Origin of the sequence: Actinophytocola sp., from assembly GCF_049647105.1 — a bacterium.
Taxonomy (GTDB): domain Bacteria; phylum Actinomycetota; class Actinomycetes; order Mycobacteriales; family Pseudonocardiaceae; genus Actinophytocola.
The window spans coordinates 1-24,058 of record NZ_JBARWZ010000240.1 but is presented as its reverse complement, the minus strand read 5'-3'; the positions used below and the strand labels follow the sequence as shown (position 1 = coordinate 24,058).

General features: G+C 70.3%; 19 protein-coding genes. 12 read left to right on the top strand and 7 right to left on the bottom strand.

All coding sequences use genetic code 11. The features are described 5' to 3' along the window. Positions 1-18: 18 nt before the first annotated feature. The gene (locus WBA97_RS28540) at positions 19-1,035 is read left to right on the top strand and encodes a DUF3068 domain-containing protein (protein ID WP_424234039.1); all 1,017 of its coding nucleotides are present in this window, start codon (positions 19-21) and stop codon (positions 1,033-1,035) included. On the opposite strand, the gene WBA97_RS28535 is transcribed toward WBA97_RS28540, so the two are convergent. From WBA97_RS28535 to WBA97_RS28525, 3 genes are read right to left on the bottom strand one after another with little or no spacing between them, the layout of a single operon-like run. After that, positions 968-1,801 (bottom strand): class I SAM-dependent methyltransferase, encoded by an 834-nt coding sequence (locus WBA97_RS28535; protein WP_424234038.1) that lies wholly within the window; start codon positions 1,799-1,801, stop codon positions 968-970. The two genes, WBA97_RS28540 and WBA97_RS28535, sit on opposite strands and share 68 nt — an antisense overlap. Before the next feature lie 11 nt (positions 1,802-1,812). Then, positions 1,813-1,983 (bottom strand): hypothetical protein, encoded by a 171-nt coding sequence (locus tag WBA97_RS28530; protein ID WP_424234037.1) that lies wholly within the window; start codon positions 1,981-1,983, stop codon positions 1,813-1,815. Then, entirely contained in the window at positions 1,980-3,638 is a 1,659-nt protein-coding gene (locus tag WBA97_RS28525) for a hypothetical protein (RefSeq protein WP_424234036.1), read from the bottom strand. Before WBA97_RS28525 ends, WBA97_RS28530 begins: the two co-directional genes overlap by 4 nt. A 59-nt stretch (positions 3,639-3,697) precedes the next feature. On the opposite strand from WBA97_RS28525, the gene WBA97_RS28520 reads away from it, so the two are divergent. Continuing rightward, positions 3,698-4,900 carry a lipopolysaccharide biosynthesis protein gene (locus WBA97_RS28520; protein ID WP_424234035.1) on the top strand — a complete coding sequence of 401 codons (1,203 nt, stop codon included), beginning with the start codon at positions 3,698-3,700 and terminating at the stop codon, positions 4,898-4,900. Here WBA97_RS28520 and WBA97_RS28515 read toward each other — a convergent pair. Beyond that, the gene (locus WBA97_RS28515) at positions 4,878-9,014 is read right to left on the bottom strand and encodes an alpha-(1->3)-arabinofuranosyltransferase (protein ID WP_424234034.1); all 4,137 of its coding nucleotides are present in this window, start codon (positions 9,012-9,014) and stop codon (positions 4,878-4,880) included. The two genes, WBA97_RS28520 and WBA97_RS28515, sit on opposite strands and share 23 nt — an antisense overlap. After that, entirely contained in the window at positions 8,908-9,666 is a 759-nt protein-coding gene (locus WBA97_RS28510; RefSeq protein WP_424234033.1) for a class I SAM-dependent methyltransferase, read from the bottom strand. The genes WBA97_RS28515 and WBA97_RS28510 overlap by 107 nt, the downstream gene beginning before the upstream one ends. Positions 9,667-9,829: 163 nt before the next feature. Between WBA97_RS28510 and WBA97_RS28505 the strand changes: the two genes are divergently transcribed. Both WBA97_RS28505 and WBA97_RS28500 read left to right on the top strand, forming a co-directional pair. Further along, complete coding sequence (locus WBA97_RS28505; RefSeq protein ID WP_424234032.1) at positions 9,830-11,314, top strand: substrate-binding and VWA domain-containing protein; 1,485 nt, start codon at positions 9,830-9,832, stop codon at positions 11,312-11,314. Between the two features lie 105 nt (positions 11,315-11,419). Then, positions 11,420-12,469, top strand: a complete 1,050-nt coding sequence (locus WBA97_RS28500) for an MASE1 domain-containing protein (protein ID WP_424234031.1) — start codon at positions 11,420-11,422, stop codon at positions 12,467-12,469. A gap of 37 nt (positions 12,470-12,506) precedes the next feature. Here WBA97_RS28500 and WBA97_RS28495 read toward each other — a convergent pair whose 3' ends face one another. After that, positions 12,507-13,676 carry a tyrosine-type recombinase/integrase gene (locus WBA97_RS28495; RefSeq protein WP_424234030.1) on the bottom strand — a complete coding sequence of 390 codons (1,170 nt, stop codon included), beginning with the start codon at positions 13,674-13,676 and terminating at the stop codon, positions 12,507-12,509. A 108-nt stretch (positions 13,677-13,784) separates the two neighbouring features. On the opposite strand from WBA97_RS28495, the gene WBA97_RS28490 reads away from it, so the two are divergent. The 7 genes from WBA97_RS28490 to WBA97_RS28460 all read left to right on the top strand — a co-directional run bounded on the left by WBA97_RS28490 (position 13,785) and on the right by WBA97_RS28460 (position 20,485). Beyond that, the gene (locus tag WBA97_RS28490) at positions 13,785-14,855 is read left to right on the top strand and encodes a response regulator receiver protein (RefSeq protein WP_424234029.1); all 1,071 of its coding nucleotides are present in this window, start codon (positions 13,785-13,787) and stop codon (positions 14,853-14,855) included. A 53-nt stretch (positions 14,856-14,908) separates the two neighbouring features. Continuing rightward, positions 14,909-15,931: a monodechloroaminopyrrolnitrin synthase PrnB family protein gene (locus WBA97_RS28485; protein WP_424234028.1), complete on the top strand. Its 1,023-nt coding sequence runs from the start codon at positions 14,909-14,911 to the stop codon at positions 15,929-15,931. A gap of 148 nt (positions 15,932-16,079) precedes the next feature. Continuing rightward, positions 16,080-17,291 carry a helix-turn-helix domain-containing protein gene (locus WBA97_RS28480; protein WP_424234027.1) on the top strand — a complete coding sequence of 404 codons (1,212 nt, stop codon included), beginning with the start codon at positions 16,080-16,082 and terminating at the stop codon, positions 17,289-17,291. 211 nt (positions 17,292-17,502) lie between these two features. Further along, entirely contained in the window at positions 17,503-17,877 is a 375-nt protein-coding gene (locus WBA97_RS28475; protein WP_424234026.1) for a hypothetical protein, read from the top strand. 165 nt (positions 17,878-18,042) lie between these two features. After that, positions 18,043-18,372 carry a putative ATP-grasp-modified RiPP gene (gene tgmA, locus WBA97_RS28470; RefSeq protein WP_424234025.1) on the top strand — a complete coding sequence of 110 codons (330 nt, stop codon included), beginning with the start codon at positions 18,043-18,045 and terminating at the stop codon, positions 18,370-18,372. Further along, positions 18,372-19,328 (top strand): ATP-grasp ribosomal peptide maturase, encoded by a 957-nt coding sequence (gene tgmB, locus WBA97_RS28465; protein ID WP_424234024.1) that lies wholly within the window; start codon positions 18,372-18,374, stop codon positions 19,326-19,328. The genes tgmA and tgmB overlap by 1 nt, the downstream gene beginning before the upstream one ends. After that, complete coding sequence (locus WBA97_RS28460) at positions 19,325-20,485, top strand: methyltransferase domain-containing protein (RefSeq protein WP_424234023.1); 1,161 nt, start codon at positions 19,325-19,327, stop codon at positions 20,483-20,485. The genes tgmB and WBA97_RS28460 overlap by 4 nt, the downstream gene beginning before the upstream one ends. Before the next feature lie 896 nt (positions 20,486-21,381). Here the strand turns inward: WBA97_RS28460 and WBA97_RS28455 are convergent. Then, positions 21,382-22,884 carry a peptide deformylase gene (locus tag WBA97_RS28455; protein WP_424234022.1) on the bottom strand — a complete coding sequence of 501 codons (1,503 nt, stop codon included), beginning with the start codon at positions 22,882-22,884 and terminating at the stop codon, positions 21,382-21,384. Between the two features lie 153 nt (positions 22,885-23,037). On the opposite strand from WBA97_RS28455, the gene WBA97_RS28450 reads away from it, so the two are divergent. Further along, positions 23,038-23,892 (top strand): hypothetical protein, encoded by an 855-nt coding sequence (locus WBA97_RS28450; protein WP_424234021.1) that lies wholly within the window; start codon positions 23,038-23,040, stop codon positions 23,890-23,892. Positions 23,893-24,058 lie beyond the last annotated feature (166 nt).

The following is a 24,058-nucleotide window of genomic DNA, read 5'->3' as shown; positions in this document are numbered from 1 at the left end:
CCGTCAGAGGAGAAACCCTTGCGTCGCTACGTCACCTTCATCATCCTCGGGCTGGGGGTGTTCGCGGTGGCCGCCGGTCTGGCGCTACGCCTGTACGCCTACCCCCAGCTCGCCAAGATCCCGCACAACGTCAACGAGGTGTCGGTGGGACACGGGGAGGGCATCACCGCATTGGTGTACGTCCCCGACGGTGACACGGCCATGCCGGAGATCCGGGAGAACCTCAGCCTCACCTCCACCACCAAGGTCACCGGCAACCTGCGTGCCGAGGAGGTCACCGAGGACGGCGACGTCACCGTGTGGGTCGAGGCGTCGGAGGTCGTCGACGACGATGACGGGCTCACGGTCAACGGCAGCCTGCGCTCGCTGTGCCTCGACCGGTACAGCGGCGAGGCCGTGATGCCGTGCGAGAACCAGTTCTACGAGGACGTCGCGGGTGAGCGCATCGTCGGGGAGCGCGGCACGCTTCAGCAGCCGGGCCTGAACTTCAAGTTCCCCTTCGCCACCGAACAGCGTGACTACCGCTGGTTCGACACGAGCGTGAAGAAGGCGCTGCCGATCAAGTACAGCGGCGAGGAGGAGATCCGCGGCCTGCCGACGTACAAGTTCGTGCAGACCGTCCCGCCGACCCTGCTCGAGGAGCGCGACGTGCCAGGCTCGCTGGTCGGGCAGCCGGACGTGCCGACGGTGCGTGCCGGGCTGTACTACGAGGCGACCAGGACGCTGTGGGTCGAACCGACCACCGGTGCGGTCATCTCGGGCCGCGAGGACGGCAAACAGGAACTGCGCGCGGACGGCGAGTCGACCGCCGTGTTCGACGGCGAGCTCGCACTCACCGACGAGACGGTCGCCGCCAACGTCGAGGCGGCCGAGGAGAACATCTCCAGCCTGTGGCTCATGACCGTGCTGCCGGTGATCCTCTGGATCGTGGGCGGGGTGCTCATCGTGGCGTCGATCGTCCTGCTGGTCATGGGCGGCCGGGGACGGCATAGCTCGTCCGCACCGGCGTCGACGAAGGTGACAGAACCGGTGTGACCTCCGGTTGACCACAGAGGACAGGGGCGCCGTCGCGGCGTCCCTGTCCTCTGCGCAGGACGAGAACAGCGTTCCAGGACACCAGTTCCCGCAGGACCGGTACCCGCACCACCCACGCCGCCCACCACGGGTGGTAGCGCGGGAAGGCACGCATGAGCGTGGCGTCCTCGCACGCGGCGGCCCACCGCAGCGCGGCACCGACGGAGTACGGGAAAAGGCTGGTGCCATAACGGTTCTTGGGCTCGTGGCCACGGCGCCGTGCGTACCGGTGAGCCGCGTAGTGCCCGCCGAAGTAGTGCCACGGCGAGGTTTCGTGCCCGCCCCACGGCGACCACCACGGCGTGAACGACACGAACACGATGCCGCCGGGCTTGGTCACCCGGACCATCTCCGCGAGCATCACGTCCGGTGTTGACACGTGCTCCAGCACGTTCGACGAGTAGCAGACGTCCACCGACGCGGTGCGCAGGGGGAGCCGGGTTCCGTTGGCGCACAACATGTCCTGGCCTGGCTCACCGCGTGCGGACAGCTCGTTGATGTCCGGGTCGATGCCGACGTAGGTGGCGCCTCTCGCGCGGAACGCGTCGGCGAAGTAGCCGGGGCCGCCGCCGACGTCGAGCAGCAGGCTACCGGTCAGCGGCGCGTGCACCGCGACCTGGTCGGCGGAGTCGGCGGCCAGCTCGCGGTAGAAGGTGTCCCGATCGGTCTGCTCGTTGCGGAACGCGCGGAACAGCCGCACCGACCGGGCCAGTGTGGCTGAGTGCACCGCGGCGCGGGTTACTTGTTGCCGTAGTCGACGACGCCGCCGTCGACACCGTTGCCCGCCGGGGCGTTCTGGAGGTCGACGTCGCGGTCCGGGCTCGCGAGGTTGACCAGGGTGGCGGTGCCCCCGACGGCCAGTGCGACGCCCGCCACGACGGCGACCAATGCGGCGATGATCCTGCTCACGGTGTGACTCCTCGACGTCGGTTGCGGGTGAATCTACCGGCCGGTATCGCCTGCCACAACAGGCATCCGACCACGAACAGTACGGCCGATGCCGCCGCGAAGAGCACTGGCCCGCGCGGCGGCCCCGACTCGGGTGGCGCGCCGACCGGCCCCGGCACGCGGTACAGGTCGAGCCACGGTCCCCGGTGCACCGGCACGAGGCCATCGGTCGTGGCCGGGTCGAGCAGGCCGGGCGTGCCGTGCTCGACCAGCACCCAGCCGATGCCGAGCGCCCCGAGGTCCCCGTGTTCGCGCAACGCGTCCCGGATCGCCGGGAGGCGGGTGTCCTCGCCGGGGATGGGCCGTCCGCCGACGTACACCGTGTCGTCGACGACGGTGGTGCGCGGCAGGTAGCGCGGCGCGGGGTCCAGCTGCGTGCGGTCGTCGTTCCACGCGAACCGGCGGAAAGCACCCAACGGCAGGGACAACACGTCGCCAGGGTGATCGTCGGTGGCGAGGATGTCGCGCACGACCGCGAAATCCCCCGGGTACTGGACGGTGTCGAGCCTGCCCATGCCGCCCCACGCGAGGTCGGGTGTCATGGCGAGCGGCACCAGCACCGCGACGGCCACGACAGCACGCCATCGGGCGGCCTCCACGGCGAGGGCGAACCCGAGTGCCAGCGGCAACGCCCACCACGCGACCCACTTCTGCGCGTCCCGCAGAAGCGCGGCACCGGGCACCTCGCTCACCATCCACCGCAGCGCGGCCGCCCCGAACGGCAGGTGGGCGGCGAGTGCGAGCACGAGCCCCGCCGCGCCGAGCCACAGCAGCCGGGTCGCCGCCGGCAGCCTGCGCACCAGCACCGGCCACCCTGCCGCGGCGATCGCGACGACGAGCAGGGTCAGCACCGGCGTGACCGGCAGCTCCCGGCTCGCCGGGGTGACGTCGGAGTTCCAGAACCCGCCCGTGCCCAGGACGGAAACCACGGTGCCGCCCCAGTTCTCCGCCCGTGCGGAGAACAAGTCCACGGCGTCCGGTGTGGACAGCACGGCACCCGGCCGCAGTATCGACGGTACCCACCACGGCGCGTTGAGCAGCGCCAGCGCGGGCAGGACCCGCCACCCCGCGGTCGCGAGCGCCGTACCGGCCGCGAGCAGCCCGCCGGTCGGGGTGAGCGCCGCGGGCACCGACCACAACACCAGACGTGTCAACGACTTGGGCTCGCCGCGCCGGTGCGCGAGACCGGCCGCCGCGATCCACGGCAGACACGCGTAGGCGAGCAGGTACGGCCAGTGGCCCATGAAGAGCCGCTCGGCGACGAACGGCGTCCACCCGTACGCGGTGGCCGCGACCAGGCGCGGGCCCAGTGCACGAGCAGGGACGAGCCTGCCAGCACCCCACGCGCCAAGCGAGAGCGCCGCCAGCAGCACGAGCTTCTGCACCACGTCACCGGGCAGCACCCACGTCAGCGCTGCCATGACGGCGTCCGCCGGCACCGAGCGCGGTGGTGCCGTGCCGAGCCCGGCCGCGTCGGGCAGCAGCGGCTGGTCCGGGGTGAAGACCATGTCGTAGACCAGGGTGAAGCCCGGCGTGAGGACAGGCGCGAGCACCGCCAGCGCGAGCGCGGCGGACAGCGCAGGGAGCGCGAACTCCTTGACGTTAAAGGGTTTCATCGGTCCGGCAGCCCGGTTAGAGTGCGGGGACTGTCGGCCGGTGCACCTGGAGGAGCGCGATGCCTGTGCAGCAACGCGCCGGGTGGCACGCGCTCGCCGTGACGGCCGGGGTGATGACGTCCAACGCGTCCGGTTACCTGCTGACCGTCGTCGCCGCACGCATGCTGGCGCCGTTCGCGTTCGGGGAGCTGAGCGCGCTGCTCGCGGTGCTCCTGGTCGCCGCGGTGCCCGCGATGGGCATGGCGACGGCGGTGGCGTTGCGGGTCGCCGCACACCCCGGCGAGCCACGCGGGCCGTTGACGGGCCTGGGGATCGCGGTCGCCGTGGGGATGACCGTGCTGGCCGCGGTCGCCATGCCGCTCGTCGCGCACGCGCTGCACGTGACCGATGTCGGCGCGCTGGTGTGGCTGGCGGTGTCGGTCGCACCGCTCACCGTCAACGGCCTGTGGCTCGGCATGCTGCAGGGGCGGCAGCGGTTCGGGCGGTACAGCGTGCTGGTGGCCGGTGAGGCGGCGGGCAGGGTGGGCGGCGCGCTCACCGGCCTCGCCATCACCGGCACGAGCGGCGGCGCGATGGCGGGCGTCGCGACCGGGGTGACGGTGTCCACCTGCGTCGGCTGGGTGGTGTCCGGACGGCCGGTGCCCGCCCGGTTCCGCGCCGCCCGGCTGGCCGAGGTCGCGCACGCGGCGCAGGCACTGCTGGCCGTCGTGGTGCTGGTCAACCTCGATCTGGTGCTCGCGCGGCACGTCCTGCCCGCCGTGTCGGGGGAGTACGCGGTCGGTGCGGTCCTGGCCAAGATCGCCTACTGGCTGCCGCACGCGGTCGCCATCCTCGTGCTGCCCCGGCTGACCGGTGCCGGCCGCAAGAAGGCCATGACGGCCGGGCTCGCGGTGTGCGCGGCACTGAGCGGCGCGGTCGTCCTCGCGGCCGTCCTGTTCGGACCGGAGCTGCTCACGCTCGTTGGCGGGCAGTCGTATGAGGACAGTGAGCTTTCGTTGTGGCCGTTCGCGGTCAACGGGGCGTTCCTCGCGCTGGCGCAGATCCTGTTGTTCGCGCGGATCGCGGACGGTGACCGGCGCGCGACGCTGCTCACCTGGCTCGCGGTCGCGGTCGAGACCGCACTGGTGCTGGGCTGGCTGAACGACTCGCCCGGCCAGGTCGTCGGGGCGGCCGCGGTCACCACCGGGGCGCTCGTCGCCGCGGGTGCGTTCGTGGAGCTCCGTGGTGGGCGCCTGCCACCTAGGCACGGTCGAACCACCTGACCCGCACCGACACCACGGCCGCGAGCGCCACCAGCACCGACGCCTGCGCCGCCGTGCCGTACGCCCAGTCCTGCCCGTGCTCCAGCAGTCGTCCGGTCACGCTGATCACCGTCGCGCTCGCCATCCCGCCGAACGCGAGCCCCATCGACACCGCCCGCCGGTACCTCGGCACGAGGCTGCGCAGGAACAGGCACGCCAGCAGCGCGACCAGCCCCGCCATGCCACCGAGCATCACGAGAAGCACGGCGAGCACCCACGGCACCCACCTGCCCCGGCCCGGCCTGGCCGATGGTCCCGGCCCGCGCCGCCCCGGGATGATCGCGGCGGCGACCAGCACCACCGCGGCCACCGCGCCGATCAGCAGCCGCGTCCGGTAGGTCCCGTCCGGCGTGAACTCCAGGACGACCGTCGTCGCACCGGACGGCACGAGCCATGCCTGCTGCCAGCCGTCGACCCTGGTACTGGTGAGGACCTGCCCGTCCGCTTTCGCGGAGCTTGCGGAGCGATCAGTAAACGCAGTCGCGACCCACCCGGCGTTGGCGTTCTCCCGCACCGCGAGCACCGCGGCAGGCCCGTCGGCGACCCGCAGCTCCCGGTGCGCCACGCCCCACGACTCCACCGTGACGGCCCGCTGTTCCGGCCGCACCTCGGGCGCGCCCGATGGCCGCAACCACACGTCCTGCACCACGAAGTTGTTCGTCCGCGTCGTGCGCAGCTCGTGGTCGCCCGGCGTCAGGTCAAGGCCCTCGGCGAGGTCGGGGCAGGTGAGCAGCGGCAGCGCCCGGTGCTCACGGATGTCGGCGACCGTGCCGGACACCGCGGTGTCGTAGTCGCGCCCGTCCACCCGCAGGCCGGGACCCGACCCGCACGGCACGTTCACCGGCGTGTCCGGGCTGATCTCGGGGAACGGCGCGCCCGCGACCTCGACCGTGCTGATCCCCGGTGGCTCCGCCGCCCCGGGCGCGACCCGGATCACCGCGATCTCGAGCCAGTCCGTGCGGCCCGAGAACTCGATCGAGCCGTCCGGGCCGACCGTGCGCCGCACCATGCCCGCCGGGGAGGTCAGATGCACCTCGGACGGTGCGCTCGCACCGGTGCCCTCAGTCGTGACCAGCCGCAGACCACGCACGTCGCGCGGGCCGTCCCACGCCAGCCGCAGGACCGGCCGCTGGTCGGTCTGGTCGGCGATCCACGTGGTGGCGGGATCCCCGTCGATCGCGCCGAGGGGCGCGGCGCCGGGGTCGCCCGCGAGCTGGGTGGACGCCGAGACCGACACGCCGGGCAACGTGAGCGGCGGCGTGGCACCGCCCGAGGGCAGCACGGTGCCGTCGACCTCGTAGGTGGTCCTGGCGGTGGTGGCGAACAGGCGGTGCAGGCCTGCTGGTTCCTCGCCGAAGCGGGTCAGGCCCGCGTCGCAGCGCACCACGCCGGAGAGGCGCAGGCACGCGTACCTCGGCTGCGGGCCCCTGGTGAAGGAGAACGTGGTGCGCAGCCCGTCGTCCGGGCGCACGTCGTCGGGCACGCGCATGGCCCGCTGCGCCTCGACCCCCGGCACGGTCAGCTCGGCGATGCCCACGTTGCCGGTGTCCCGGTTCGCCGCCATCGCCACCACGGTCACCCGTACTCGGCCGGTCAGCCCGGCCGCCACCGGGAACCGCTGGTCCTGCGCGCCGCGCGCGATCTCGTGTTCCACCGAGCCCGCGTCGGTGGTGATCCGCACCCGCGTGACCGGCCAGCCGACCCGCCGGTCGTCCACGACCCGCAGGCTCACCTCGGTCAGCACCCTGGGCGTGTCGAGCGTGACCTCCAGCCACTGCCCGGCCGGGCCGGTGAGCGACGAGGACTGCCACGCCGTGTAGGGGTCGCCATCCAGCGCGGCGTACGGCATCGAGGTCAGGTCGGTACCGCGCACCGAGTCGGCGAAGCTCGCGGACGAGGACGCGGTGATCGCCCGCACGCCCTGGTACGCCGCCACCGTCCGGTGCACCGGGTCGTCGAACGGCAGGATGTCGAGCACCGGCCGGTCCTGTCTCGGCCGCTCGTCGGCGGTCAGGGTCTGGCCGAGGTTGTCACGCATCCGGCCCACGTTGCGTTCCCGGTTGCGCAGCCCGTCGGTGACATACCAGTCCCGTGCCGCCCGCGCGCCGCCGTCCCCGGCGAGCACGGCGGGCCGGTCCGGGTCGAGCAGTCCGGCGTCGAGCAGTTGCAGCAGCGACTCGGGGCCGCCGCTCACCGTGGCGAGGTCGCCGGTCGCGACGGCCACGGCTCGTGGCACGTCCCGGTCCACCCGGTACACCTCGATGGCAGGCACGGCACCGAGGCCGGAGTCGACCGCACCGGCCAGCCGCACCCGTGGGCCGAACCCGGCGACCCGCGACAGGCCGGGGGAACGGTCCAGCGCCGCGCGCAGCACCGCGGCAGGCGGCACGTCGTCCTGCTTGATGTCGTTGCGCAGCAACAGGAACCGGTGCCCGGACCGGGCGAGGAAGTCGGCGAGACCCGGCGCGCCACGGCCGCCCGCGAGCGCGTCCTCGACCGCGTCCATCAGCCGCGTGTTGCCCTCGGAGCCGAGCGGGCTCTGGCTGCGGACCGACCACGGCGCCTGCGCGAGCGCCTGCATCGGTTCGTCCATCGGCCGTCCCCAGGAGTACTCGGCGAAGCCGGTACCCGGCACCATCAGTGTGCGGGCCGTGGCGTCCTGCTCGGCGAGCCACGCGCTCGCCTCGCGCCAGTAGCCGGGGATCTCGTCCCAGCCCGGTCCCGGTCGCAGCGTGAGCAGCCACGCGGGTGCGACGGCCACGAGCACGAGCAGTGTCCCGGCCGCGAACCGGCGCGGTATCGCGGGGAAGGTCCGCGCCGGCGCCGTTTCCGGTGCCCGCCGCCGCGCGGTGATCGCGTGCGTCAGGGCCAGTGCGAGCGGTAACCGCAGGCCCGGCTCGAACTTGTGCACGTTGCGCAGCGGCGCGAGTGGTCCGTCCAGCAGCCCGCGCACGACCTCCGACAGCGGGCTGTCGAGCGCGCCGACGTACCCGATCGTCAACAGCACGGCGCCGGTGACCACGCCGAGGGTCAGGAAGTGCCGTTCCGGCAGGCTGGACCGGGCCAGCCCGGCGAGCGCCACCGCCGCCAGCAGGCCGGTCGCGAGCATCAGCACCGGGTTGTCCACCAGCAGGAAGCCCGACGGCCACCACGGCGTGCCCTGCACGATGTAGGCCACCCACTGGTTCGTGCCGCGCAGCACCTGGAACAGCGAGGTCGGCGTGGTCGTGTTCGTGGCCGACTCGACGTAGTCGACGAAGGGCAGGCTGTACCGGCCCAGCAGTAGCAGCGGCGGGACCCACCACAGGACGGCGAACGCGACCGCGCCGGACCACCAGGCGACGAACCTCGCGTGCGCCCACGACCACTTCCTGGTCACGAGCCACAGCCCGGGCAGCACCATGGCCATCACGACCACGGCGGCGTTCACCCCGCCCATGCACAGCACGGCCACCCCAGACAGCGCCGCCGCCCGCCGTGCGCCCAGCTCCTTGACCCGTACCAGCGGGAGCAGCACCCACGGCAGCATCACCGCGGCCAGCACCTCGGCGGAGATCGGGCCGATCTCCGTGAGCATCCTCGGTGCGAGCGCGTACGCGAGTGCGCCGACGTGCCGGGCGGGGCCCGACCCGATCCGCAGCGCACGAGCCAGCAGCAACGCGCCCGTGTAGGCCAGCGCCAGCATCAGGGCGCACCACAGCCGCTGCGTCACCCACGGCGACAAGCCGAGGACGTCGCCCGCGACGAAGAACGGGCCCATCGGGAACAGGTAGCCGTAAGCCTGGTTCTGCAGCTCACCGCCACTGGAGGCCGGGTTCCACAGGTGCAGTGCCCGGTCGAGGAACGAGACCGGGTCGACCACCAGGTCGAGCTTCGTGTCGAACGTGGTCCTGCCGGGCAGCTGGAGGAACGACAGCAGCGTCAGCCCGGCGACGATCCACGTGGTGGGGGAGCGGAGGAACCTGATGTCAGTCTTGATTTCGGGGCTCTCCGACCGGTTTGTGCAGCACGTACCGGGCGGAGACCCAGTGCGTGTCCGGTTCCGCCGTGGTCGAGCTGTCCACCACGACCCCACCGTGCGCCTCGACCACCGTCTTCAGCCACGCGGGGGGCACCGGCGTCATCAGCATGGGCGCCGGGTAGCCGAGCACCCCGCGCTGCAACAGCCGGACGAGCCGCCCCGGCGCGATCCGCCACACCACGCCCTTCATGGTCCACAGCGGCCGGACGGTGCACTGCACGAGCGCGATCGCACCCGGCCGCAGCACCCGCACGAACTCGGCGAGGTAGTCGGCGACCACCCGGCGCGGCAGGTGCTGCAGGACCAGCTCGGAGTAGACCAGGTCGAAGCTGCCGCTCGGGAACACGTGCAGGTCCGGTGCCTCGTTCAGCACGAACCGGCACCGCCCGGCACTGCGGTCCAGTTCCCGCGCGGTCTCCAGCATCGGCGCGGACACGTCCACGCCGACCACCTCGTCGGCGTGCTCGGCGAGTGCCTGCGACAACCGGCCCGCGCCGCACCCGAAGTCCAGCACCCGCTCCCACGTCGTCGGCAGCCCGAGGTCCGCGAGCCATGCGCGGGCCGTGGCCACGTCCCGTCGGCCCAGCGCCAGGAACTCGTCGACGTCCCAGCGGCCGCCGCGTTTGTCGGCGGACACGCTCACGGCCCACAGCGGGTCGCGTGCGCCGAGTGTGGTCCAGTCCCGGCGTACCTGGTCGAAGTCCACTAGTCCGCCTCCCCGGAGTTCACAGTGTGGGCATCGACCCAGCGCATCCCCGGACTTGCTCTCCTGTGACTGTTGTGGCGCGACGATAGCCGGGGACCCTTTGGTCCTGGGCACAGAAGGGGTTGTGACTGGGAACAATAGGTCGGGTACTACTGTCGGCCGCATGCTCCGCCGGCCGCCGGTTGTGCTCGGCACGCTGCTCGTGCTGACCGTCGCACTGTGGGTCGGCTACCCGCACGTCAACTTCTCCGACGCCGACTGCACCCGCACCCTCCGCGTCACCGCTGCGCAGGAGATCGCCCCCGTGGTCGAGGCGGCGGCCGACCGCATGGCCGACCCGTGCGCCCGCGTCCTGGTGACGTCCCAGGAGTCGGCGGCGACCGGTGACGCGCTGGCCGAGCCCCGCGCCGACCAGCCCGACGTGTGGATCCCCGAGTCGACCGTCTGGCTGCAGCGGACGCAGGCGCGGCGGGCGTGGGACCTGCCGGTCGGCGGCACGTCGATCGCCTCGTCGCCGGTCGTGCTCGGCGTGACGAAGACGGCCGCGGACCGGCTCGGCGCACCGCTGACGTGGGCCCGCGTACTGGGTTCCGACGTACGTGCGGGGCTGCCCGACCCCGTCCGGGACCCGGTCGGACTGTCCACCCTGCTCGGTGTGCGAACCCTGCCCGCCGCGACGATGGTGCTGCGCGGGCTGTCCCAGAACACGGTGGACCCGGCCGAGGACGCGTTCGGCCGGGTGGCGGCGTTCCCGTTGTCCGAGCACGACTTCCTGACCCACGACGGGACGCCGCTGGTGGCGGTGGAAGCGGACACGCCAGTGCCGTCGCTGGACTACCCGTACACCGTCATGCCGAGGTCCGGGGAACGCGGCCTCGCGCAGCGGCTGCTGGCGGTGCTGCTGGACCGCGACACCGCACCTGCCCTGAAAGTCGGCCGGCTGCGCCCGCCGGACGGTGTCGTCGCCGTGCCGGACACCGACGTCGCCGACGAGATGCTGAACCAGTGGGCGGCGATCAACCTCAGCGGCAGGCTGAGCATCCTGCTGGACGTGTCCGGCTCGATGGCCCAGTCGGTGCCCGGCACCGGCATGGACCGGATGGGTGTCACGCTGGCCGCCACCGAGGCGGGCTTCGGCCTCGTCAAGCCCACCACCAAGCTCGGGCTGACCCTGTTCTCCACCCGCATGGACGGCGACCGCGACTACGAGGAACTCCTCCCGATGCGCACCGTGGCCGAACACCGCGAAGCCGGCTCGCTGGACCGGCTGCGCGCGGTCCGCGCCATCTCCGACGGCGCGACCGGCCTGTACGACAGCACGTCGGCGATCTACCGCACGGCCCGTGAACAGTGGGAAGCTGGCAGGCTCAACGTGGTCGTGGTGATGACGGACGGCCACAACGAGGACGGCGACGGCATCGACCTGGAGGCACTGCTCGCCGAACTGCGGACACTCCAGGACCCACGACGGCCGCTGCCGCTGATCGCGATCGGCATCGGCCCGGACGCGTCCCTCGACGAGCTGACCACCATGGCCACCGCGGCGGGCGGCCGCGCGTTCACCGCCCCCGACCCGACCGCGCTCCCGGAGATCTTCTACACGGCGTTGAGCGGAATGCTGTGCCAGCCACCCCTGTGCAAGCCGTGACGGCCTAATCAGTGTCCCGCGCCGGTCCTGTCGCGGGTCCGATGAACCGGACGGCCGTGCGGGTCCTGCGTTGCCTGCCCGCCATGGGCCGCGCACACTTGCGCCGTGCAACGGACGGCTCCACTACAGACCCGCCGCTACCTCGTCGCAGGTGCGCGGATCCTGGCCGTGGCCGCTGTCTACTTTGTCGCCGCCAAGGTCGGGTTGCTGATCGCGCTCGTGCGCGGCCAGGTGACGCCGCTGTTCCCGCCGACGGGGATCGCGTTGGCGTGCCTCCTGCTGCTCGGCATGCGCTGCTGGCCGGGCATCACGATCGGTGCGTTTCTCGTCAATGTGACCATAGGGCCCTCCTTCGCCGCCGTTGTCGCGATCTCCGCTGGCAACACGCTCGCCCCGGTCTGCGCCTGCTTTCTCCTCGCCAGGGTCGGGTTCCGGCCCGACCTACTGCGCCTCAAGGACGCACTCGCCCTCGTCTTCGTCGCGGCGCTCGGCAGCATGCTGATCAGCGCCACGATCGGCACCGCGACCCTCGCCATGTCCGGCGCCCTCCAGCCCGGCGACTTCTGGGTCACCTGGTCGGTGTGGTGGACCGGCGACGCGATGGGCGTGCTGGTGATCGCGCCGGTGCTGCTGGTCGCCGCCACCCGGCGCTGGCACTGGGACATCCCGCTCGTCCGCTGGCTGGAGGCCGCGACGCTCATCCTCGGCGTCCTGGTGGGCACCATCGTCGTGACCCGGCTGCCCGTGACCCTGCTGTTCCTGATCTTCCCCCTGCTGATCTGGGCGGCGCTGCGGTTCCAGCAGGTGGGTGCCGCACCGTGCATCCTGATCGTGGCCATCAATGTCGTCATCGCCGCCGAGGGCGGGTACGGGCCGTTCCACGGGCTCGACCTGCTGAACACGATGATCACGCTCCAGGCGTTCAACGGCGCGGCCACCCTCACCGCGTTGCTGCTCGCCGCGATCACCAGCGAGCGCAACGAGGCGGAGCGCTCCCTGCAACGCGCGGCGTCCCAGCTGTCCGACGCCGTTCGGATGCTGGAGCCGTACAGCCTGCTCAACCGCGGCCTGTTCCGGAAGGCGTTCCGCTACCGCGACGAGCAGGGAGATCCCACGACCGGCCCGACCACACCACCCGGACCGGCGTCATCGTGACCGTCGGACGGCGCTGGCCGGGTGAGGCGCCTGGGGTTCAGCGGGACGGCAGCTCCAGTGCGTCGCCGACCAGGTCCACGGCGCTGCGTGACGGGTCGCGTGCCGCGTTGTTGTAGACCTGTTCGGTCGTGTCGATGCTGGAGTGGCCCACGTCTGTCTGGACGTGGACGAGCTGCGCGCCTGCCTCGACCGCCGTGGTGACGTAGAAGTGGCGCAGTGCGTGCGGGTGCAACGGCGTGTCGGCCGACAGGCGGCGCAGCAGCTGCCACACGGCCTGGCGGCGGAACCGGTGACCTGTCCTGGTGACCAGCAGCGGCGTGTCGACCGGCGCGCCCCGGCGGGCCGGGGTGGTGCCCGCGTCGGTGTCGCGTTGGCGGAGGTAGTCGCTCACGGCCTGTTCAGCCGCTTTGTGCAGGTAGACGACGCGGGTCTTGCCACCCTTCCCGTGGACCCGCAGTGCGCGGCGGCCGCGGGTGACGTGCAGGTCGCCGCGGTCCAGCGCGCACAGTTCGCTCACCCGCAGTCCCAGGGTGAACAGGGCGACGACGGCCGCCGCGCGGGCCGTGTCCAGCGCGCTGGCGCCTCTGCGCGGCGCCTTCGCCGCCGCGTACAGGTCGCGGACCTGGTCGGTCGTGAGCACGACGGTGCTGCTGGTCGACGGGGTGGACAGCCCGAGGCGGCGGCGGTTGAGCGCGGCCGGGTTGCCCGCCGCGAGGCCGGTGTCGGCGAGGTGTGTGTAGAGGGCCTTGACGGTCGCGAGCATCCGGTCACGGGTGGCGGGTGCGGCGTCCGCGCTGGTGAGGGCGTCGAGCCACGACTTGACGTGGGTGGACGTCGCGGCGCGCGGGTCCACGCCGTGGGTGGCGCACCAGCGGAACCAGTGCAGGTGGCGGAACCTGCCGCGGGGTGCGGGGGGAGGCGCGTGCCGGGCGCCGGGCGGGTAGGCGACGGGGGTGGCGCCGACGACCGCCGCGTACCGGGTGACCGCGAGGGCCCAGTCGTCCCCCTCGTGGTTTTCGCGGCCGGTGATCCACTCGCGGAGATCGGCCGCGGTTGTGGGTAGGCCAAGCCCTTCGGCGTAGGTGCGTCTCGTGGCGCGGTTCCCGTAGCCGCCGAGCCACTCCGCGATCTGAGCCAGTAGCTCGCCCGGCCGGTCGACGCCCGGCCAGAGCCCGTCGATCGCTTGAGTCAACTCCCCTGTCGTCATGCGGACAGCTTAGCTACAAAAGCTCGGTTCTGTAGCTGAGTACGGTTACAGTTGAGATATCTATAACCTGCTCGATAGGTAATGAAAGCTAATACTAGACTGTGGAGCATGGTCGATGTCGTAGTCGAAACCCTCGAAATTGATGCCCTGTGCGGGTTCAGCCGCTGCCGGGCCCCGCTGCCGCCGCCCGGACCGAAGGGCGGGCGGCCCTACGCCTACTGCCCGGACCGGCTGTGGCCGGGCGGCAAGAACTGCAAGCAGCTGGCGGCGGCCCAGGACGCACTCGCCGAAGCACTCGGCACCACCGCTGACACCGGCGTCACGGCGGCGACCAGCGCATTCACCACTGCCGCCGACCGGATCACCGACCCGCTGAAGGAAGTCCTCGCCGCGGCCACCGCCCTGCGCGACACACTCGGCGCCGAGCTCGACACCGCCGCGGCGCGCGTCGCGGAGGCCGAGGAGACCGTCGCCCACGAACGCGGACTCCGCCAGACCGCCGAGGACGCCACCACCGCCGCGACCGAGGAAGCACGACGCGCCACCGACCACGCGGCGGAGGTTGTCCGCACCGCGGCCGACGAGGTCGAGCAGGCCGGCTCGGAACGGGAGCAGGCACAGGCGACCGCGGCCGCCGCCGAGGAGGCACGCGCGGCCGCCGAACGCGCACAGGCCAGGGCCGAGGGCGTCGCCACGACGGAGCGAGAACGCGCGGACACCCTCGTCCGCGAGGAACGCGCCCGCGCGGAGACGGCCGCGAAAGCACTGGCCACCGCCACGGAGAAGCTGGCGGCGACCCGCGCGGAACGCGACGCCGCCCGCACCGCGCTCACGGATCTGCGGAGGACCGTCGACGAGGAGCTGGCCCGCACCATGGCCAGGGTCGACGAGCTGTCGGGCGAACTCACCCGCGCCCGCGGCAGGGGAGACGAGCTGACCGAGGAGCTGACGCACACCCGCACCCGCCTCGACGAGACCGCGGCCGAACTGACCAACGCCAGGACCAGGGCCGACGGTCTCGCCGCCGAACTCACGAACGCCACCGCCGCCGCCCACCAGGCCACTGAGCTGCGCGCACGGACCTCGGCACTTCGCGACGTGCTGCTCGCCCCGGACCTCGGCGCAGACGACCTGCGCACCCGGATGCTGGCGGAGCTACTGACCGACCGGTCCAGTTAGCCGGGCCGGAGGTGGATCTGTTCGCGCACCCGTGAGCTGGGGAACATGACGACATGTCCGCCGTCACCGACTTCACACGCTGGCTGTCCACCGACTTCCTCGACGCCAACACCGGCCTCGAGGAGGCCTACTTCGCCCTCGGCGCGGAGATCGCCAACAACGACGATCTCGACCAGCGGAAACGCGTGCTCCGCGCCGACGGCGCCGCGTTGGTGACCCGGATCGACGGCATGCCGGGCGATCCGTACGACCTGCTCGGCGCTGTCGGTCTGTACCTGGCCGCGTGCCGTCGCCACGAGGTCAATGTGCCGGAAGCGGCGCAGGCCGTGGCCGGTCGCCTCGGTCTGGCGCTCGGCGTCGCGCCCCGGTTCGTGTTCGCGCACCTGTCCACCCACAACCCGGCCGCGCGCACGTTCACCCACCTGCCCGACGAGCACACGTTCATCACCTGCAACGGGCTGGCGGTCCTCGCGTACCAGCGGGCGGCGGCCGCCCTGCGGCGCATCCCGTCCGTCACGAAAAGCCTCGTCGCCGCCCTGTACGACGAGGCACACACCGCCCTCGCCGCGGTTCTGGCCGCCAACCAGGCACTCGCCAGGACACTCGACCCGGACCGGTTCTTCCGCAACATCCGCCCGTACTTCAAGCCGCACCCGGTCTGCGGCACCGAGTACCGGGGCGCGAACGCCGGCGACTTCGCCGCCGTCAACGAGATCGACCTCGCGTTGGGCCTTTGCGAGGTGACCGATCCGTTCTACCAGCGGATCCTCGCCGAGAAGTATCCGTATCTGCCGCCGGAGGACCAGCCGCGACTGCGCACCCCACCCTCGAACCTGCGGTCACTGGTCGAGCGGGACCCCGACCACGTCGAGAAATATCACGCGGTGCGCCGCGCGCACGGCGCCGCGTACGCGTTCCACCACCACCGCCTGGTGATGCCGTTCCTCGCACGGCCCGCCGAGTCGGCACCACAGGACGGGCTCACCGCGAGCGGCCCACCACTGGAGGTCGTCCTCGCGACGCTGTCCCGGCTGGTCGACCTCCGCACCGCCCGCGACCGGGGCCTCAGAAAGTGACGGTGCATGTCGGCGCCCGGTTGGCGATCAATCGGGTAGCTGTCCGTGACGGCTCACGCCGTAAGGGTCTCGTCACGCTCTCGCATTACTCACCCGGTCCGTGATGTGCGTACCGTGGAATGTGTACGAGCAACGGGAGGTGCCCCGGATGACGAGTCCGATGCCTGACGTCACGATCGGCGACCGCATCCGCCGCTTTCGCGGCAAGTCAATGACGCAACAGCAGCTCGCTACCTTGGCGGAGTGCAGCGTCGACCTGATTCGCAAACTGGAACAGAACCGGTTCCACTCTCCGTCGATCGGCACCCTCCACAAGATCGCTAGGGCGCTCGACGTTGACACGTCGCTGCTGCTCGCCAAGGGGCACCCGTTGCCGTCCACCAATCTCGACGAGGGCGTTGTCGCCATCCGCCACGCCCTGACCTCCGTCGACGACCTGCTCGGCGACGTGACCGGCGAGGCCGTGTCAGCCGACGAGGCGCAACGCATCGTTGATCATGCGTGGGGCTTGTACTGGGGTGGCCGTTACAACACGCTCGCGACCGTGCTACCAACATCAATCTCGAATGTTCGCGCCACGGTGCACGCTGCACCAGCCGATGAGCGCGTACACGCGAACGAACTCATGACGCGGCTGTACTGGGTCACCGGCTGCACGCTCGTGCACATGGGTCAGCCCGACGCCGCGTTCCTGGCCATCCGGATGGCTCTTACCGCGTCCGAGAAGGCCGACGACGAACTGCTGCACGCCACGGTGCGCGGCTCGGTGGCATGGCAGTTGCTCGTTCAGGGTCGCTACGACGAGGCAATGCGTATTGCAACGTCGTCGGCCGAGCAGATCGAACCGCAGGGCGACGTCGCGCCTGAGCAGCTCTCCGCGTTCGGAAGCCTGCTCATCACCGGCGCGACTGCCGCAGGTCGCGCACGAAAGGTCGACGAGGCGAACAGCCTCATTCAGTCGGCCGGCGAGGTCGCGAACCGGATCGGCTACAACCGGAACGACTACGAAACGGCGTTCGGTCCGTCGCAGGTGGTCATGCAGACGGTTGACGTGCATGTCGTCACGGAGAACTACACCAACGCGCTCGACGCGGCGACGTTGATGCCGCGTGAGAACGGCCTGCCGCTGGCTTCGGCAGCGCGACACCTCGCCGACCGGGCGTATGCGCACGCACGGCTCGGCAACGATCAGCATGCGCTCGACACGCTGCTCGTGATGGAGCGCCAGGCGCCGGACTGGGTCCAGTACCAGACCCTCCCGAGACTCGTCGTCGGTGAACTCGTCGAGAACCACCAGCGCCGAGTCAGCACTTCGAAACTGTTCGGCCTCGCGAAGCGGCTCGGAGTGCAAACCACCTGATCGGGGGACCCAGGTAGGAACCACGTTCCTACCTCGCTTCCTTTGATCACCCATAGCGTCATCTCTGATACCGGAGGTGACGCTATGAGCTTTATGGGGTCGTTGTCAGGCTGCTACTCGGCGGAGTCGCGGCCTACGCGCTCGCCTCGGTCGTCATCTTCTACGTGCGGTACGTCAGACAGCTGCGCGGTGGTCAACGAAGGTGGCGACAATGACCGCCAGCGATAACGCGTTGAGAGCACTCACAGCTCGGCGCTTTCGGCCGATCCAACTTCCTGACCTGATGATGTTCACCTTTGGTCACGACGAACCATTCATGGACGTGGTGCTGGCTCGGGGCGAGGACGATGCCACGGCGTACCGGTCTCGCGTCGACGAAAGCGACGTCAGGTTCGATGCCATGGCGCCCGAAAACGTGGTGTGGTGGCGTAACGGTGACCTGCCTGCCGTCGTCGACGAACTGCTCGACTTGCCTCGGCCGGATGACCCCAAGGCGCCACGTCTGATGGTGTCGACACCTAGCAGCCTTTGGGTACCGCCGAGCGCGCGACGCAACAGCAGCGAACGATCTTTGCTGGAAATCTGACAGTTGACCGACCAATTGAATGAATATCGAGGTTCGCCATGCCTGGATTTCGGCGTCACGCGCGCAAACCGGCGTGTATGAACATTGACGAGCCAACCTCAGGAAGCGAGGGCGGCGTTCAGCTTGTCGGGCACAACCAGTGTTCGGCATGACGGAAGGAAACGCATGACCGCAACAATTATCGAACTGCCCCATGCTGATTCGCTCGCGTCGGTCAGTGGACAGTTCGCGCTCACCGGGTCCAGTTTCGAGCAGAGGGCAGATGACGCACCCTCGCCGGACGGTGTCCGGCCGTGGGGGCTTCGCCGTGCACTTCCGACCAGCGCGGGCCGCGTGCTGCCGAAGTGGACTTACGACGTCGAGCAGCAGAAGGCCGTCGACGTCGCCCGCGTGCCGCTGATCGACAGCCCGCGCATGGGAGACCCCACGGCCGACACCACGTCGAGCACGGACGGCGAGGACCCGCCCAGCTCCGAGGACTGGAACAACGACTGATGACTGTCCTCATCCTCGCGCCTGAACGGGATTTCACCGCCGACCGCATGGTCAAGGCGTTGGAACTTCGGGACGTGCCTGTCGCCCGAGTCGATACGGCATGGTTCCCGCAGAAGGCAAGTGTTGACGCTGAGTTGCGGGATGGGCGGTGGGTGGGGGCGTTGTCCGCCGGCGGGAGGGTGATCGCGCTTGAGGGACTACGGTCGATCTGGTACCGCAACCCCGGCGCGTTCACCTTCCCCGCCGAACTGTCGCCGACCGAACGGCATTGGGCCATGACCGAGACCAAACTTGGGCTTGGCGGCGTTCTCGCGTCCCTGCCGGTTCCGTGGATCAACCACCCCTCGCGGAACGCTGACGCCTCGTACAAGCCGGTTCAACTGGTCACAGCGGCGCGGTGTGGGCTCACGGTCGCCGACACGTTGGTGACCAACGAGCCGGCCGCGGTGAAGCGCTTCGCCGCGAGCGGCGAGACGGTCACCAAGGCGCTCGGCGCACCTGCGATCAGGGAAGAGGGCCGTCGAAAAGTCGCGTTCACTCACCGGCTCGACGAGTCCGATCTCGCCGACCTGCGAGGAGTCGAGGTCAACGCGCACCAGTTCCAACGCTGGATACCCAAGTCGTACGAGGCTCGGGTGATCGTGGTTGGAAACCGGCTGTTCGCGGCAGCGATCCACGCGCAGTCTGCGGAGACCTACGTCGATTGGCGCAACGACTATGGCGCCTTGCGATACGAGCAGGTCGACACGCCGGCCAACGTTGCGACCGGCGTGCGTGAGTACTGCGTCGCGCTGGGGCTCACATACGGGGCGTTTGACTTCGTCATCCGACCTGATGGCGAGTGGGTGTTTCTTGAATGCAACGCCGGTGGCCAGTATGGATGGATCGAGGACGAGATCGAGGCGCCGATCACCGAGACGCTTGCCGATCTCTTGGAGAAGGGGAATGCAGCATGACGGCGACTACGACGCCGTGGCGCGAACTGGCGCACCACCTCGCCGACGAGATGGCGGCCGATGGGGTGTTGCAGTCACCGGCGTGGCGAGACGCTGTCGAGGCGACCCCGCGACACATGTTCGTGCCACGGTTCTACGTCCAGCAGCAAGACGGGCAGTGGACGGAGACGAGCGCGGATGACGACGAGTGGCTAGCCGCGGTCTACCGCAACGAGCCACTGGTCACCGATCTTGCGACCACGACGAACGGCAACCGCGTCACGGTCTCGTCGTCGACCAAGCCGGGCCTCATGGTGAGGATGCTTGAGGCGCTCGACGTACGAGATGAGCACCGGGTGCTCGAAATCGGCACCGGGACCGGCTACAATGTCGCGCTGTTGACGCACCGGCTCGGTGATGACCGGGTGTTCTCCGTCGACATCGGCGCCGCGCTGGTCGATGCGGCTCGCAGTCGACTGACCGAGTTGGGACTGACTCCGACCCTGGCAGCCACGCACGGGGCCGAGGGGTTCCCGGCGCACGCTCCATTCGATCGGATCATCGCGACGTGTTCTCTGCCTGCCGTCCCTTGGGCTTGGGCCGAGCAGATGCGCGAGGGCGGGCTCGTGCTGGTCGACGTCAAGCCGAGTACGCACGCGGGCAACCTCGCGTTGCTGACACGGCACCCTGATCGGCTCGAAGGGCGGTTCTTGCCGCGGTGGGCGGGGTTCATGGCGATGCGCGATGCCGATCTCGCCCCTGAGGTCGTCAGCGTCGTCGAGGACGTGAACACGGGCAACCGGTCGTCGACTCGACGTGAGCCGACGCCGTGGTCGTCGCTTGTTCCGTGGTTCCTCGTGCAAGCGCGGATGCCTGGCGAAGTCGCGTTCGGGTACCGCGGCGCCACCGGTCAGGGGCCGGAGTGGGCAGTGTTCAGCACGCCCGACGGCTCATGGTCGGCAGTCAGGGTGCAACCTGACGAGAATGGCGAGCGCGAGGTGCGGCAAGGCGGACCGATGCCGCTCTGGGACGCGTTCGAGGCAACCCACGAGACGTGGGACAACCTCGGCCAGCCGAACTGGGATCGCCTCGGCCTGACGGTCACCCCCGACGGCCGTCACGCCGTCTGGCTCGATGAGCCAGACGGCGAGGTCAGTTGGAGCCTGCTACCCCGGTAGCTGCCCACAAACAGGCAGCGGCAGCCGACGTTCCCCTTGACTATCGCCGGACATGGCCGTGTCCACCCCCACACCCAGCCAGTGCAGATCCACGAGCACGTCGACAACACGGCGCTCACCGCCTCGAAACAGGCTCAGCAACCCGAACGTGACCGCAGCGACGGAGGGAGCGCCCGGGAGGGCAGCCTCGGTCGAACTCGCTCACGCCCGCGGGGCCTGCCCCGCCGTGGCGGGTGGACGTTCCCGCTACGCCGACCCCAGCTTCCTGCTGGCGCGGCGACTCTGGCGAGCCGTCGAGCACGCCTACCGGCTCTGGAACCGGCTGGACCGGACATGGTCAAACCCGTGCTCGCGCAGGACCTGGCCGCTTTGGATGTCGGCCCAAGCTTGGGCGATGAAGTCCAGGGTGTCGGCGGGCAGCTCGGCGGGGTCGGAGACGAGTTCGGTGCACTTGTGCGGTTCGCGGCTCCGCGGGACGCCCGTCCCATCGGTGGCGGTGAAAGACGATGTCCACGCGGGGTTCCAGCGACCTGCGGAACACCGTGCCTGCCGGGGTCAACCGGTCTGGGTGCAGGGTGATGCCGAGTTCTTCGGCGATTTCCCGGACTGCGGACGTGCCCGGCGGGGAGGCCGAGTTGCCCGTCGGCGTAGCCGCTGCCCGCTCGTCGCATCAGCAGCACGTTTCCTTGGTGAATAAGGAAACGTGCACGGCGAGTGGGTATCGGTCGTGTTTTGTGCGGATCTTCCATCTCACGCCCGCACACGGGTTCGCCGCCGAGATCTCCGCGTCGTCGGTGCTGTACATGACGGCGTTCGTGTTCGCGGCGCCCGTGTCCACCACTCCGGCGATGTCAGGGGAAACGTCGGCTGCCGCGGCCAGGTCCAGCGCTGTCCTATCAGTACTTCCAGGTCGATCCGGTGCCGCGGTATTGCTCGACCGAAATTGGTTCGACGCCGTCGCGCATCCGGTCGGGGTAGAGCGTCCCGTGCAGGTGGTCGACTTCGTGAGCGACAAGGCGGGCGACGCCCCGTTCGAACACAGTGATCCTCGTCTGGCCGTCGATGGCGGTGTGCTCGACGTGGATCACGTGCGAGCGCGGGACCTGTCCACGGACGTCGAAGAAGGACAGGCAGCCCTCGTACTGCTCGTCGACGGCGCCGGCGGACTCGATGATCGTCGGGTTGAACAGGGTGATCGCCTCGCCATCCGGCGTCCGCACGATCGCGGCGGCCCGATCGATTCCAATCTGTGGAGCCGCGATGCCCATGCCCTTGCCGAACGTGTGGGCCTGGGCGATCCGTTCGCACGCGGAGTTCAGCGCGGTCACCACCCGACGGGCATCTTCGGCCTCGGCTGGCAGGTCGAACCGGCGGGCGACCCAACGCAGCGCGGGGTCGGTGTCCTGCACGACTCCAAGCGAGGCCATCACGGTGCTCGGCGCGGGCGGCGGGCCGTCGACAGCGACGGCGCGACCGCGGAAGTCCCATTCGAGCCGGTAGCGGGCGTGCAGCGGCGGATCCTCGCACGACCAGGAGAAGATGTGCCGGTCGCCGGTGTCGTCGCGGCCGATGGCGGTGGCGAACGGCATCGCCTGCGCGGTCATCGAGGTATGCAGTCCCCAGACCGATGCAGCGAGCTCGGCAGGGAAGTCCAAGCAGACCGACAGGGTTCGGGTCGGCAGCCGGACGGCGCGCTGAAACCAGTTGCCCCAGTGGACTTCGCTCACGGTGTACTCGTACTCGATCCAGCAGGATTCCCCGGGATACAAGGGAAAGTGGCCCTGCTCGCCCGAGAAGAGCAGCCACACCTCCTTGAACGCGTCACGGTCGTGGTGGGCGGTCCAGTTCATCGGGTTGGAGCGGCCCTGGCCGTGCCACGCGTGCAAGTCGATCTCGTCCCAGGTCAGCGGGTTCTCGCTGTAGAGCTGGTTGGAGCGCTCCGGGTCGCCAGGGAAGCGGTCGACGGAGATCCGGATCAGATACCGGGTGATCGGCTCGGCACCCCGGTTGACCAGGTGCCGGCGCTGGGTGAGCCGATAGCCCCCGTCCTCGTAGCGCAGGGTCGCGTCATCGTGGTCGACCACCAGGCTCCCTGCCCGCGCCTGCGCCTCAGGTAGCGGCGGCGCCGACGGACGGGACTTGACTGGGTGCTTCGTCTCGAAGTCATGGAACGCGGTGCGCAGGGCCCCGCCGGTGCGCAGGGCGTTCTCGGCGTGTACGGCGAAGGCCTCCGACGGTCGCTCGGTGCCAGAGAGGATTTTCGAGACATAGGAGCGGTCGTAGCCCATTTTCTTGGCCAGCGCGGCGCGGGAGAAGCCGCGCACGTCACGCCAGCGTTCGAGCTCGACGGCGAACACGTTCACCTCGGCGTCGGCAACATCGGTCGTGTTCGTGGTCATCTCCTGCCCTCCAGGCTTGGTTCGGGACCGTGAGTGTGCGTGAACACACCGTGAGTCGCTTTTCAGCCTATCGACACACCCTCAGGTCGCGGTGTCCTTACTGGGCGACATGCTCGGATGAACAGGAGGCATCACCATGACCAACCTGCACCGTTGACTGACACCAGCAACAGCAAGGGAGAACGGGCTGTGGATCTCACCGAGAACGTGGTCGCCGAGGTCGAACGCCGCCTGGCGGTGCGGCTGGACCGCTCCACGGTCGCGACGGGCGCGTGGGCTGAATCAGCCGGGCACCGCACCGACCGCGACACCTGGGTGCGGGTCGATTCCCGCACCGTGTCCCGCATTCAGCCGCAGTCCTGGGTGGGAGCCGAAGCCGCCTCCGTCATCCCGAACGTGCCCAAACCCGCCTGGTTGCAGTCGGCGACCTGGCTCGATGCGGACAACGGCCGGGTGTGGCGGGCCGAGGAGATGGAACTCGTCACCGAGCACGTCATCGCCGAGCAGGGCGCCACGCTCACGACCGACCCGATGTTGCCGGACACGTGGTGGACGGCGTTAACCGCGGCGTTGACCGCGCTGGCCGGATTCCGGACCTTGCGGGTGTCCGGCCGCCAGGAGTTGATCACCCGCCGCGTCAGCCAGGTTCTCGGCGCCGACATCACCGCCGTGGACACCACCGTCACCGAATGGACGACATCCCACGGTGACCTGCACTGGGGCAACATCACCGCCCCCCGACTGGTCATCCTCGATTGGGCGGACTGGGGACTGGCCCCGCGTGGCAACGACGCCGCGTGTCTGTGGGCCGCGGCCCTCGCTGTTCCCGAGGTCGCCGCGCGCGTACTCACCGAGTTCCACGACGACCTGCACTCCCGATCGGGCCGGATCGCGCGGCTATGGGTGTGCAGCAACCTTCTGCGGATCGCGCAGCGCCGCGCCGACGCGCACGCCCTCGCGGAACCGGCCGCAAAAGCGGCGGCGCAACTCGTCACCGACCTGCAGTAGACCAACAGGGAGAGGGGGTGAATCACGTGGACATCACCATTGAGGAGCTGAGCACCGTCGCGGGCCGCAACGCCAGCTTCGGCGACGGCGCGACCGGGGACTCCGGGGAGAACAAGGACGGCTGATCCACCTGCCCGTGTCGTGGCGGCACCACGCACATCTCCTG